At 69.4% G+C, this 13,018-nt stretch carries 12 protein-coding genes; all 12 read left to right on the top strand.

Annotation, left to right across the window (positions count from 1 at the left end):
• Positions 1–33: 33 nt before the first annotated feature.
• Positions 34–2,904, top strand: coding sequence for a formate dehydrogenase subunit alpha (locus RIC31_RS27095; RefSeq protein ID WP_350115913.1), 2,871 nt, complete (start codon positions 34–36; stop codon positions 2,902–2,904).
• Between the two features lie 12 nt (positions 2,905–2,916).
• Positions 2,917–3,510, top strand: a complete 594-nt coding sequence (gene fdh3B / locus RIC31_RS27090) for a formate dehydrogenase FDH3 subunit beta (protein WP_350115910.1) — start codon at positions 2,917–2,919, stop codon at positions 3,508–3,510.
• 131 nt (positions 3,511–3,641) lie between these two features.
• Complete coding sequence (locus tag RIC31_RS27085; RefSeq protein WP_350115907.1) at positions 3,642–3,839, top strand: hypothetical protein; 198 nt, start codon at positions 3,642–3,644, stop codon at positions 3,837–3,839.
• Between the two features lie 49 nt (positions 3,840–3,888).
• A complete protein-coding gene (locus tag RIC31_RS27080) occupies positions 3,889–4,971 on the top strand; it encodes a formate dehydrogenase subunit gamma (protein ID WP_350115904.1) in 1,083 nt (360 codons plus the stop codon).
• Positions 4,972–4,998: 27 nt separating this feature from the next.
• Positions 4,999–6,330: a c-type cytochrome gene (locus RIC31_RS27075; protein WP_350115901.1), complete on the top strand. Its 1,332-nt coding sequence runs from the start codon at positions 4,999–5,001 to the stop codon at positions 6,328–6,330.
• Positions 6,331–6,357: 27 nt separating this feature from the next.
• Positions 6,358–6,492: a hypothetical protein gene (locus RIC31_RS27070; protein ID WP_350115898.1), complete on the top strand. Its 135-nt coding sequence runs from the start codon at positions 6,358–6,360 to the stop codon at positions 6,490–6,492.
• 51 nt (positions 6,493–6,543) lie between these two features.
• Positions 6,544–7,443, top strand: coding sequence for a substrate-binding domain-containing protein (locus RIC31_RS27065; protein WP_350115895.1), 900 nt, complete (start codon positions 6,544–6,546; stop codon positions 7,441–7,443).
• Between the two features lie 135 nt (positions 7,444–7,578).
• The gene (locus RIC31_RS27060) at positions 7,579–9,057 is read left to right on the top strand and encodes a DegQ family serine endoprotease (RefSeq protein WP_350115892.1); all 1,479 of its coding nucleotides are present in this window, start codon (positions 7,579–7,581) and stop codon (positions 9,055–9,057) included.
• Positions 9,058–9,189: 132 nt separating this feature from the next.
• Entirely contained in the window at positions 9,190–9,876 is a 687-nt protein-coding gene (locus tag RIC31_RS27055; RefSeq protein ID WP_350116079.1) for a winged helix-turn-helix domain-containing protein, read from the top strand.
• Between the two features lie 4 nt (positions 9,877–9,880).
• Positions 9,881–11,347 carry a sensor histidine kinase gene (locus RIC31_RS27050; protein WP_350115889.1) on the top strand — a complete coding sequence of 489 codons (1,467 nt, stop codon included), beginning with the start codon at positions 9,881–9,883 and terminating at the stop codon, positions 11,345–11,347.
• A gap of 35 nt (positions 11,348–11,382) precedes the next feature.
• Positions 11,383–11,562 carry a hypothetical protein gene (locus tag RIC31_RS27045; RefSeq protein ID WP_350115886.1) on the top strand — a complete coding sequence of 60 codons (180 nt, stop codon included), beginning with the start codon at positions 11,383–11,385 and terminating at the stop codon, positions 11,560–11,562.
• A 226-nt stretch (positions 11,563–11,788) separates the two neighbouring features.
• The gene (locus RIC31_RS27040; RefSeq protein ID WP_350115883.1) at positions 11,789–12,958 is read left to right on the top strand and encodes an ABC transporter substrate-binding protein; all 1,170 of its coding nucleotides are present in this window, start codon (positions 11,789–11,791) and stop codon (positions 12,956–12,958) included.
• The last annotated feature ends 60 nt before the right edge of the window (positions 12,959–13,018 follow it).

Genomic DNA, 13,018 nt, shown 5'->3' with positions numbered 1-13,018 from the left:
GGATCGATGGGATGGTGCAGGGAGGGATTGGAAATGCTGAGGAAGAAGGCTAGCGAGGTTGCGTCACGCCCTCGTCTGTCGACTTTCGCCGCCAAGACCACCGAGAGAGCGCTTGATCGCCGGAGCTTCCTCCGGAATTCGGGCCTGGCCGTGGGCGGCATCGCCGCCGCGACGGCGTTCTCGGGTGGTTCGGTCCGCAAGGCCGAGGCAGCGACGGCAGTCAAGGGCGACGTTCAGGTCATCAAGTCGATCTGCACCCACTGTTCGGTCGGGTGCACCGTGATGGCCGAGGTCCAGAACGGCGTCTGGATCGGGCAGGAGCCCGGCTGGGACAGCCCATTCAATCTCGGCGCCCACTGCGCCAAGGGCGCGTCGGTGCGCGAGCATGCGCATGGCGAGCGGCGCCTGAAGTACCCGATGAAGATGGTCGGCGGTAAGTGGGAGCGGATCTCCTGGGAGACCGCGATCAACGAGATCGGCGACAAGATGCTGGAGATCCGCGAGAAGTCGGGACCGGATTCGGTCTACTGGCTCGGGTCCGCCAAGCACAACAACGAGCAGTCCTACCTGGTTCGCAAGTTCGCGGCCTACTGGGGGACGAACAACGTCGATCACCAGGCGCGTATCTGCCATTCGACGACCGTCGCCGGCGTAGCCAACACCTGGGGCTACGGCGCGATGACGAATTCGTACAACGACATGCACAACAGCAAGGCGATCTTCATCATCGGCGGCAACCCCGCCGAGGCGCATCCGGTGTCGCTGCTGCACGTGCTGAAGGCGAAGGAGCAGAACAACGCGCCGCTGATCGTCTGCGACCCGCGCTTCACCCGCACCGCGGCCCATGCCGACGAGTATGTGCGGTTCCGGCCGGGCACCGACGTCGCCCTGATCTGGGGCATCCTGTTCCACATCTTCGAGAACGGCTGGGAGGACAAGGAGTACATCCGCCAGCGCGTCTGGGGCATGGACCAGATCCGGACCGAGGTCGCCAAGTGGACCCCGGAGGAGACCGAGCGGGTCACCGGCGTACCGGGCTCGCAGCTCAAGCGGGTCGCCCGCCTGATGGCGAACAACCGGCCGGGCACCGTCGTGTGGTGCATGGGCGGCACCCAGCACACCAACGGCAACAACAACACCCGCGCCTACTGCGTGCTGCAGCTGGCGCTCGGCAACATGGGCAAGGCCGGCGGCGGGACGAACATCTTCCGCGGTCACGACAACGTCCAGGGTGCCACCGATCTCGGGGTGCTGCAGAACACCCTGCCGGGCTACTACGGCCTGGCCGACGGATCCTGGAAGCACTGGGCCCGGGTGTGGGACGAGGACTACGACTGGCTGGTTAGCCGGTTCGGCGACAAGAAGCTGATGAACGCCGACGGCATTCCGGTGTCGCGCTGGTTCGACGGTGTCCTCGAGGCCAAGGAGAACATGGATCAGCCCGACAACATCCGGGCGATGGTGTTCTGGGGGCATGCGCCGAACTCGCAGACCCGCCTCAAGGACATGAAGGCGGCCATGGAGAAGCTCGATCTCCTGGTGGTGATCGATCCCTATCCGACGGTCTCGGCCGTGCTGCACGACCGCCAGGACGGCGCCTACCTGCTGCCGGCCTCGACCCAGTTCGAGACCTACGGCTCGGTGACCGCGTCGAACCGGTCGCTGCAGTGGCGCGAGACCGTGGTCAAGCCGCTGTTCGAGTCGAAGCCCGACCACACGATCGCCTATCTGTTCGCGAAGAAGTTCGGGTTCGAGGATCGGATCTTCCGCAACATCAAGGTCAACGGCGAGGAGCCGCTGATCGAGGATCTGACCCGCGAGTTCAACCGCGGCATGTGGACCATCGGCTACACCGGCCAGTCGCCGGAGCGCATGCGGCTTCACATGGCCAACCAGGCGACCTTCGACCGCACCACCCTGCGGGCGAACGGCGGCCCGGCTGACGGCGACTTCTACGGGCTGCCCTGGCCGTGCTGGGGCACACCGGAGATGAACCATCCTGGCTCTGCCGTGCTGTACAACGTCGACCTGCCGGTCGCCGAGGGCGGCATGGGCTTCCGGGCCCGCTTCGGCGTCGAGCGCAACGGCGACAATCTGCTGGCCGACGGCAGCTGGCCGACCGGCTCGGAGATCGAGGACGGCTATCCCGAGTTCACCATGGCCATGCTCAAGAAGCTGGGCTGGGACGTCGACCTGACCGACGACGAGCGCAAGGCGATCGAGGCGGTCGGCGGCGACAAGGCCAACTGGAAGGTCGACCTCTCGGGCGGCATCCAGCGGGTCGCCATCAAGCATGGCTGCGCGCCCTACGGCAACGCCAAGGCGCGTACGGTCGTGTGGACCTTCCCGGACCCGATCCCGACCCACCGCGAGCCGCTGTACACCCCGCGGCGCGACCTGGTGGCCGACTACCCGACCTACGAGGACCGCAAGTTCATGCGCTTGCCGACCCTGTACAAGTCGATCCAGGAGAAGGACTTCGCGAAGGACTTCCCGACCGTCCTCACCTCCGGCCGGCTGGTCGAGTACGAGGGCGGCGGCGACGAGACCCGGTCGAACCCGTGGCTCGCGGAGCTCCAGCAGGAGATGTTCGTCGAGGTCAATCCGAGGGACGCCAACAACCTCGGCCTCCGCGACGGCGAGATGGTGTGGGTGCACAGCCCGGAAGGGGCGAAGGTGAAGGTCGCCGCCATGGTGACCGAGCGCGTCGCTCCGGGCGTGGCATTCATGCCGTTCCACTTCGGCGGGCATTTCGAGGGCAAGGACCTGCGGAGCAAATACCCGCAAGGCGCCGATCCCTACGTGCTCGGCGAGTCCTCCAACACGGCACAGACCTACGGCTACGACTCCGTCACGCAGATGCAGGAGACGAAAGCCACCCTCTGCCGGATCGAACGAGTGTAAGGGAGACGCACAATGGCACGCATGAAGTTCCTGTGTGATGCCGAGCGTTGCATCGAGTGCAACGCCTGCGTCACCGCCTGCAAGAACGAGCACGAGGTTCCCTGGGGCATCAACCGCCGCCGGGTCGTCACGCTCAGTGACGGCAAGCCCGGCGAACGGTCGATCTCGGTGGCCTGCATGCACTGCTCCGACGCGCCGTGCATGGCGGTCTGCCCGGTGGACTGCTTCTATGAGTCGAACGAAGGCGTGGTCCTGCACTCCAAGGACCTGTGCATCGGCTGCGGTTACTGCTTCTACGCCTGCCCCTTCGGGGCGCCGCAGTATCCGCAGGCCGGCAACTTCGGGTCGCGCGGCAAGATGGACAAGTGCACCTTCTGCGCCGGTGGCCCGGAGGACGACAACTCCGCCGCCGAGTTCCAGAAGTACGGCCGCAACCGCCTTGCCGAGGGCAAGCTCCCGCTGTGTGCGGAGATGTGCTCGACCAAGGCGCTGCTGGCGGGCGACGGCGACACGGTGTCGTCGATCTTCCGCGAGCGGGTCGTGGCGCGCGGCTTCGGCACCGGGGCCTGGGGCTGGGGTACCGCCTACGGGCTCAAGGGCTCCTGACCGGCGACGGGGCGCATCGGTTCCGATGAGAGCCGGTGCGCCCCGTTCCAACTGCCAATTGCCGGACGGCGCCGCCGCTGCGGGATACTGCGGCGGCGGCGGCGATCTTGCGTCGGACCGGGACGGAAATGATGAATTCAGGATATCGAAGGCTCGCGGCCGTGGCCGGTCTGGTGGCGCTGGTTGCGCTCGCCGGCTGCCGGGAAGACGAGCAGGACCGGCCGCTGAGCTACGACAAGGGCGTCTACCAAGGCAAGGCCGACGACGCGCTGCCGGAGGGCACGTCCGATGTGCTGCGTCAGCGTGCCCAGCACCAGAGCTACAACTGACACAGTCGATCGCAGCCGGCGCGCGGGCGTCCGGCGGGACGGAGGCGGGATGGCCATGATCGCTAGGCGACTTGCGACATTTCTGGCGGTGCTGACGATGCTGGCGGTGGCGGCCGTCGCGCTGGATCCGGCGCCGGCGGGCGCACAGACCGGCGGACAGGTCCCGGGCGACAGCCTGGGCAGCACGTCCGACGCCGACTTCTGGCGGCAGATCCGTGGCGGCACCCAGGGGCAGGTATCGATCCCGAACGCCAGTTCCGGCGTACTGATCCAGTCCGAGGGAGACAACTGGCGGGCGGTGCGCAACGGCCCGCTTTCCACCTACGGCGCGTGGCTGCTGCTGGGCACCGTGGTGGTGCTGGCTGCGTTCTTCGCGATCCGCGGCCGCATCCGGATCGAGCACGGTCGCGCCGGGGTCACGATCGAGCGCTTCAAGGCGGTCGAGCGGTTTGCGCACTGGCTGATGGCGGGCTCGTTCGTGGTGCTCGGCCTGACCGGGCTGAACCTCCTGTACGGCCGCTACGTGCTGAAGCCGGTGATCGGGGCCGACGCGTTCGGCGCGATCACCTTGTTCGGCAAGTACGCGCACAACTACCTGTCCTTCGCCTTCATGGCGGGGCTGGCGCTGGCCTTCGTGTTGTGGGTGGTTCACAACATCCCGCACAAGAGCGACCTGATGTGGGTGCTGAAGGGCGGCGGCATCGTCGGCTCGGCGCATCCGCCGGCGCGGAAGTTCAATGCCGGGCAGAAGATCCTTTTCTGGCTGGTAATGCTGGGGGGGCTGTCGGTGAGCCTGTCCGGCCTGGCGCTGATGTTCCCGTTCCAGTTCGAGCTGTTCGCCAAGACCTTCGCGGCGCTGAACGTCTTCGGGCTCGACCTGCCGACCAGCCTCACGGCGATGCAGGAGATGCAGCTCAACCAGATCTGGCACACCGCCGTTTCGGTCTTCCTGATCGCCATGATCATTGCCCATATCTACATCGGCTCGCTCGGCATGGAGGGCGCGTTCGACGCCATGGGGAGTGGCCAGGTGGACCTCAACTGGGCCCGGGAGCATCACTCGCTGTGGGTCGAGGAGGTCGAGGCCCAGGAGCCGGACGGGTCGGCTCATCGCCACAGCCCGGCGGAATAACCGGCCGCCCGAACGGTTCTGGACAGGATGCGTCCCGGGATAATCGGCATCGTCACCGCACTGCTGCTGGCCGTGGCCGCGCCGGAGTGGGCGGGCGGGATCCGGGCGGCCGCACTTCCCGAGCAGCTGACCGGGCACGGCGGCCCGGTGAAGGGCATCGCGGTGGCGCCGGCCGGCGACCGGGTGGCGACCGCCAGCTTCGACTACAGCATCATCCTGCGGGCCTGGCCGACCGGCGCCGAGCAGGCGATCCTGTACGGCCACGAGGCCGCGGCCAACGCTGTCGCTTTCACGCCCGACGGTCGCCGCCTGGTGACTGCCGGCGACGACGGTCTGGTGCTGGTCTGGCCGACCGACGGGCCGGCGGAGCGCCGCGAACCGGCGGCAAGGCTCACTGGGCATCAGGGCAAGATCCTGCAGGTGGCGGTGGCGGGCGACGGCCGGCACGCGGCGACCGCGGGATGGGACGGCCGGATCGGCCTGTGGACGCTCGACCCGCCGGGGCCGGTGACGATGCTAGAGGGGCATGACGGACCGGTGAACGCCGTCGCGTTCTCGCCGGACGGTGCCCGACTGTATTCCGCCGGATACGATGGCACTGTCCGGTTGTGGGACGTGGCGGCCCGCCACGAGCTCCGCACCCTGGTCCGGCACGGCTTCGGGGTGAATGTGATCGCGGTCGACGAGGCCGCGGGCCGGCTGGCCTACGGCGCGCTCGACGGCGGCATGCGCATCGTCGACCTCGCGACCGGCGAGGTCCGGGCCAGCCTGGACAACGACCGCACCCCGGTGCTGGCGCTTTCGCAGAGCCGCGACGGGCGCCGCCTGGCGTTCGGCGACGGCCACGGGGTGGTCACCGTGGTCGACGCCGGGCGCGGCCAGGTGAGCCAGGACTTCCCGGCGGCCCGCGGCCCGGTCTGGGCGCTGGCGTTCGGACCGCAGGACGAGAGTCTGCTGGTCGGCGGGCTCGGCTCGGCGGTCGCCGTCTGGCCGCTCGATCCGCTGCGCCGCCCGGCCGAGATCGAGACGCGCGAGCGGTCCGGGCCGGCCGCCTCGAACGGCGAAAGGCAGTTCGAGCGCAAGTGCCGGATTTGCCACACCCTGACCCCCGACACCGCCCGGCGTGCCGGGCCGACGCTGCACCGGCTGTTCGGCCGGCGCATCGGGACGGTCGCCGGCTACCCGTATTCCGAGGCGCTCACCGGATCCGACCTGGTGTGGACACCGGAGACGGTCGACCAGCTGTTCGCCGAGGGCCCCGACCACTTCCTGCCCGGCACCAAGATGCCCCTGCAGAAGATGACGAACGCCCGTGACCGGGCCGACCTGATCGAGTATCTGGAAAAGGCCACCCGCTAGTACAGCCGGGCGGCGAGGGAGGAAGTCATGAAGGCCTTCGTATCCGCGTGTGTCGCGATCGTCGCCATCGCCGTGATCGCCTGGGCGGCGCTCAACTACGTCGTCGACGGCTCGACCCAGACCGCCAACACCGCCGACCGCGGCTCGGTCCGGCTCAACTGAGCGCCGCGCCGAGAGCCCCGGACGCCGGCCCGCGGCGGTGGAAGCCGGCCCATGGATAGCGGGCGCCGACCCCCGGGGCTGATGACCACCCGCGAGGTGGCGGCCTATCTGCGGATCAAGGAACGCAAGGTCTACGACCTGGTGGCGACCGGCGAGATTCCCGTCAGCCGGGCCACCGGCAAGTTGCTGTTCCCGCACGATCTGGTCGAGGCCTGGGTCCGTCGCCGGGTCGACTACCGCGAGGCCACGGCGCCGCTGATGCCGCGGCCGACCGTGTTCGCGGGCAGCCACGACCCGCTGCTCGACTGGGCGTTGCGGGAGTCGGGATCGGAGATCGCCACCTTCTTCGACGGCAGCCTCGACGGCCTCCGGCGGCTGGCCGCCGGCCGCGTGATCGGCGCCGGTGTCCACCTGTTCGAGCCCGACCGGGGCGACTGGAACATCGGCCACGTCGAGCGGATGCTGCCGGGCGAGCCGGTCGTGCTGATGGAGTGGGCGCGGCGCCGGCAGGGACTGGTGGTGCCGGCCGGAAATCCGCTCGGGATCGCCGGTATTGCCGACCTCACCGGGCGTCGGGTGGTAGCGCGGCAGCCGGGGGCCGGCAGCCGCGTGCTGCTCGACCATCTGCTGGCCCGGTCCGGATTGCCGGCCGGCGCGGCGACGCTGCTGGAGCCGCCGGCGCGTAGCGAGTCGGACGTCGCCCTGGCGGTCGGCGAGGGGCGGGCGGATGCCGGCCTGGCGATCGAGAGCGTGGCGCGTCAGCACCGCCTCGAATTCGTGCCGGTCGCGGACGAGCGCTACGACCTGGCACTGTGGCGCCGGGAGATCTTCGAGCCGCCGATCCAGCGCCTGCTGGCCCTGGCGCGTGGCGACGCGTTCCGGCGCCGGGCCGCCGACCTCGGCGGCTACGACGTCTCGGGCTTCGGCACCGTGCACCGCAACGGCCCCTGACATCGCAACGGTCCCGACGCCGGCGGCGACATTAACAAGGTTTAATGTGGCAGACAGGCGCCGTACGGGTGCGCGGTCCATCTTCGACGGCGTGCAGCGGATCTTCCGCCGCTAACCGATCGAAGGAGGTACTCGATGAGTGTCCTGACCGAAGGCCGCCGTCTGTCGGCGACCGGAGACCGTGGCCGGGGGACGCGGATCCTGCGGCGCGGCGCGGTCGCGCTGGCCGGCGCCGGCATCATCGTCTGGTCGAGCGTCGCGTCCGCGGCGACCGGCGGCTACGCCGATCTCGTGGAGAAGGTCGCGCCGTCCGTCGTCACCGTGTTCACAACCCAGCTCCAGCCGGCCGGCGAGGCCGGCGCCTCGCCATTCGGCCCCGGCAGTCCCTTCGAGGACTTCGCCAGGCGCTTCGGCGTCCCGGTTCCGCAGCAGGGACCGCAGCAGCGCCCGGGCCCCGCGCACGGTCTCGGCTCGGGCTTCGTCATCGACCCGACCGGCTACGTGGTGACCAACAACCACGTCGTGGAAGGCGCCACCGAGGTGAAGATCAAGCTGGGCGACCAGCAGGAATATACGGCCACCGTGGTCGGGACCGATCGCGAAACCGATCTGGCCCTGCTCAAGGTCGACGCCGGCAAGGATCTGCCGGCCGCGGTCTTCGGCAACTCGGAGTCGCTGCGGGTCGGCGACCCGGTGATCGCCGTCGGCAATCCGTTCGGCCTCGGCGGTACCGTCACCTCCGGCATCGTCTCGGCCCGCGGCCGGGCGATCGACGACGGTCCCTATGTCGACTTCATCCAGACCGACGCCGCCATTAACCGCGGCAACTCCGGCGGCCCGCTGTTCAACATGGACGGCCAGGTGGTCGGGGTGAACTCCGCCATCCTGTCGCCGAACGGCGGCTCGGTCGGCGTCGGCTTCGCGATCCCGTCGGACACCGTGAGGACGGTGATCGCGCAGCTGCGGGAGAACGGCCGGGTCGAGCGCGGCTGGCTCGGCGTCTCGGTGCAGCCGGTGACGCCGGAGATCGCCGACGCGATCGGTCTCGCCGATAACCGGGGAGCCCTGGTCGCCCAGGTCATGCCGGACGGCCCGGCCGAAGGCCGGCTGCAGAGCGGCGACGTCATCCGCTCGGTCGACGGCAAACCGGTCGAGTCGATGCGCGAGCTGCCGAAGCTGATCGCCGCGTCGCGGATCGGCGAACCCGCCCGCATCGGGATCGTCCGCGACGGCAAGAGCATGGACGTCGCGGTGGATATCGGGCGTCGCGAGCAGAAGACCGCCAGTGCGGCGGACCACCTGCGGCCCGAGCGCACCGCCGCCCTCGGGCGCCTCGGCATCACCGTGGCGCCGGTGACCGACGAGGTGCGCTCCTCGCTCGGCCTGGAGGAGTCGGTCGAGGGCGCGGTGGTGACCAGCCTGAAGCCCGACGGGGCCGCAGCCAAGGCGGGCCTGGTCGCCGGCGACGTGATCGAGAAGATCGACGGTCGCGCGGTCAAGGCGCCGTCCGACCTCGAGGCGGCGGTGCGCGATGCGCCGGCGCCGAGCGTCCTGGTGCTGATCAACCGGCACGGCAGCACGCTGTTCGTGGGGATCCGGCTGGCCGACGCGTAGTCCGGTCCGGTCGACCCCCACAGTCGACCGAGCCAGGCAGGGGCCCGGCCGCCACGGTGGCCGGGCCCCAATGCGTCGCATGGTCGTGAGAGCTACACTAACGTTCCACCGCGGTGTATGAGGGCCGGCGTGATGCGGAAGATCCTGATCGTTGAGGACGACGACGAGACCGCAAGCTACGTGGAGCGCGGCTTCGTCGAGCAGGGGTATGGCGTCGACCGGTCCGCCGACGGCCGCGAAGGGCTGTTCCTGGCGACCGACCGGGCCTACGACGCCATCGTCCTGGACCGAATGCTGCCGGGGCTGGACGGCATGGCGGTCCTGAAGGCGGCGCGGGCCGCCGGGGTTCGCACGCCGATCCTGATCCTGTCGGCGATGGGCGCGCTCGACGAGCGCGTGCGCGGGCTGCGCGAGGGCAGCGACGACTACCTGGTCAAGCCGTTCGCCTTCGCCGAGCTGCACGCCCGCGTCGACGCGCTGATCCGGCGCGGTGTCGTGCCGGACGAGGCGACGCCGTCGCGGCTGGCGGTGGCGGACCTGGAGATCGACCTGCTGTCCCGCAAGGTGACCCGGTCCGGGCGGTCGATCCCGCTGCAGCCGCGCGAGTTCCTGATGCTGGAGTTCCTGATGCGCAACGCCGGCCGGGTGGTCACCCGGACCATGCTGCTCGAAGGCGTGTGGAACTATCACTTCGACCCGCAGACGAACGTCATCGACGTCCATATCAGCCGGCTGCGCCAGAAGGTCGACAAGGACTTCGAGATCCCGCTGATCCACACCGTGCGGGGCAGCGGCTACATGCTGTCGCCCGAAGGCTGAGGGCATGCCCGACGGCAACATGCAGGTCCGCTGGTGGCGGTCGGTCACCGTCCGCCTGGTGCTGGCGTCGACGGTGGCGTCGACGCTGATGATCGGCGTGGTGTTCGGCATCCTGTACTGGCGGGCCGTCGGCGTGGTCGAGCAGCAGGCGGCGGACACCGTGGCGTCCGAGATGCGCGGCCTGATCGAGCACTTCAGCGAATCCGGCCTCGCCGACCTGATGCAGACGGTCCGCGACCGCTCGGCGGTGCCGGCGGAGGCCGAGCCGGTCTACCTGGTGGTCGACGGGCTGGGCAACCGGCTGGCCGGCAACCTGCTGGCCTGGCCGCCGACGATCCTGCCGGACGGGGGCTGGCGCAAGGTCGAGCTGTACCGTCGCGGCGAGGAGAACCCGATCCTGATCGGCGCGCGCGGCTATGAACTGATCGGCGGCGTGCGACTGCTGGTCGGCCGGGCCCTGGAGGGCCGGGTGGCGATCCAGGACGCGATCGGGGAGTCGCTGCTGTGGGCGCTGGCGGCGCTGTGGGCAATGGCGGTCGGCGGCGGCATCCTGCTGTCGCGTACGGTCCTGCGGCGGGTCGGCGAGGTGGCGGCGATCAACCGCGAGGTGATGGTCGGCGAACTCGGCCGGCGGGTCCCGGTGCGCGGCTCCGGCGACGAGTTCGACCGGCTGGCGGACTCGATGAACGCCATGCTCAGCCGCATCGAGGAGCTGATGGTGGGCATGCGGACGGTCACCGACAGCGTCGGCCACGACATCCGCAGCCCGCTGACCCGGCTGCGCAACCGGCTCGAGCGGGCCCGGCTGGCCGGCGCGTCGGAGGCCGAGCGCGAAGCGGCCCTGGACGCCGCGGTGGCCGATGTCGACCTGACCCTGGACCTGCTGGGACGGCTGCTGGACATCGCGCGGGCCGAGTCCGGCCTGCAACGCGGCGAGATGGCCGCGGTCGATCTCGGCGCCGTCGCCCGCGACGTGGTCGATCTGTACGAGCCGATCGCCGAGGACCGCGGGATGGTGCTCGAGGCCGACGCCGGGCGCGAGATCGCGATCGCCGGGCATGCCGAGTTGCTGGCCCAGGCCCTGTCCAACCTGGTCGACAACGCCACCAAATACGCCCGTCGCCGGATCCGGGTCGATGCCTGGCAGGACGAGAACGCCGCGCGGGTGGCGGTCACCGACGACGGCCCCGGAATCCCGGCCGGGGACCGCGAGCGGGCGACCGAACGCTTCGTCCGGCTCGATCCCAGCCGGTCGGGCAAGGGGGCCGGCCTCGGCCTCAGCCTGGTGGCGGCGGTCGCCCGGTTGCACGGCGGACATCTCGAATTGGCCGATGCGCAACCGGGGCTGCGGGCCGTCCTGGTGCTGCCGTTGCCGGCGACCGGCCGGCAGCGGGGTGAGGCAATCGGTCTCGGTGCGGAGGGCTCGCCGAAGCCGGCCCTCCGGCGATATGAAGGCGATCCGGTCGCCTGATACGGCCGCCTTCGTCGTGCTTGAAGAGTGTTGTCATGAGCGTGCTGCATGTCCTGGAGATCGAGGCGCTGGTCGGCCTCGGTGTGTTCGGGCTGGCCTATGGAGGCTTGACCCTCCTGCTCTGGTTCATGAGCAGGGCGTCCGAGAAACGGCAGCGCGAGCGGGCCGCCAAGCGGGCCGCCACCGAAGCCGCGATGTCCGCGCGCGAGTCCTGACCGGTCGCCGTTCCGTCGCCGTTGGCCGTCGGGCTTGGCGTCGCTGGGCCCGGTGTGCAGACTGTGCCGGTCCGAGGCACGGGGCACGGGGCTTGGCAGGCAGGAAACTTTAAACTTAAAATATCCGCCTGCCTGCCCGGAGTGCACCGGTCGGGATGCGACGGGAGACGGCCGCGAGAAGCTGTTGCCCGGGCGTCGGATGAGGCTTGGTACTAGGGAGACGGACATGCGCAAGGTTCTGACGGCGGCCCTCGTGGCGGCCGGCGTGGGGGTGGGTTTCGCGGCGAACGCGGCCGAGCCTCTGAAGATCGGTATGATGCTGACGCTGTCGGGCCCGCCGGCGGTCCTCGGCAAGCACATGAAGGAAGCCTTCGAGCTCTACCTGGAGGAGCATGGCGGCAAGCTCGGCGGGCGTGACGTCGAACTCGTGGTCGCCGACGACGAGCTGAAGCCCGACGTCGCCCTGACCAAGGTCAAGGGGCTGCTGGAGCGCGACAAGGTCGACTTCGTCACCGGCGTGGTATTCTCGAACATCCTGCAGGCGGTGTTCCGGCCGGTCACCGAGAGCGAGACCTTCCTGATCGGCGCCAATGCCGGCACCTCGACCTTCGCCGGCAAGGGCTGCAACCCCTACTTCTTCTCGACCTCCTGGCAGAACGACCAGATCCACGCGGTCATGGGCAAATACGCCCAGGACAAGGGCTTCAAGACCGCGTTCCTGCTGACCCCGAACTACCAGGCCGGCAAGGACTCGGTCGCCGGGTTCAAGAGCCAGTTCAAGGGCGAGGTGGTCGACGAGGTCTACACCAAGCTCGGCAACCTCGACTTCTCGGCCGAGCTTGCGAAGATCGCGGCGGCCAAGCCGGACGTGCTGTTCACCTTCATGCCGGGCGGCATGGGCGTGAACCTGGTGAAGCAGTTCAAGCAGGCCGGCCTCGACAAGAACGTGACCTTCCTGTCGGCCTTCACGGTGGACGAGACCACCTTGCCGGCGACCAAGGACGATGCGGTCGGCCTGTTCTCGGCCTCGCAGTGGACCCCGGACATGGACAACGCCGCCAACAAGGCGTTCGTGAAGTCGTTCGAGGCGAAATACGGCTACGTGCCGTCGCTGTATGCCAGCCAGGCCTACGACGCCGCCCAGCTGATCGACTCCGCGGTCGCCGCGGTGAAGGGCGACCTGTCCGACAAGAAGGCGGTGATGGCGGCCCTGAAGAAGGCCGACTTCCCGTCGGTGCGCGGCGATTTCAAGTACAACAACAACCACTTCCCGATCCAGGACTACTACCTGGTCAAGGCGGTGAAGCGCGACGACGGCAAGTACGCGACCGCGGTCGTCGAGAAGGTGTTCGACGACTACGGCGACTCCTACGCCTCCGACTGCAAGATGAAGTGATCCGGGGATGACCCGGCCGGCGGGCGGGACCCTGGTCCCGCCCGCCGTTTTCATTCGGAG

This window comes from Thalassobaculum sp. (assembly GCF_040219615.1).
GTDB lineage: Bacteria > Pseudomonadota > Alphaproteobacteria > Thalassobaculales > Thalassobaculaceae > Thalassobaculum_A.
The sequence above is the reverse complement of the archived record's forward strand: the minus strand, read 5'-3'. Positions and strand labels throughout refer to the sequence as shown.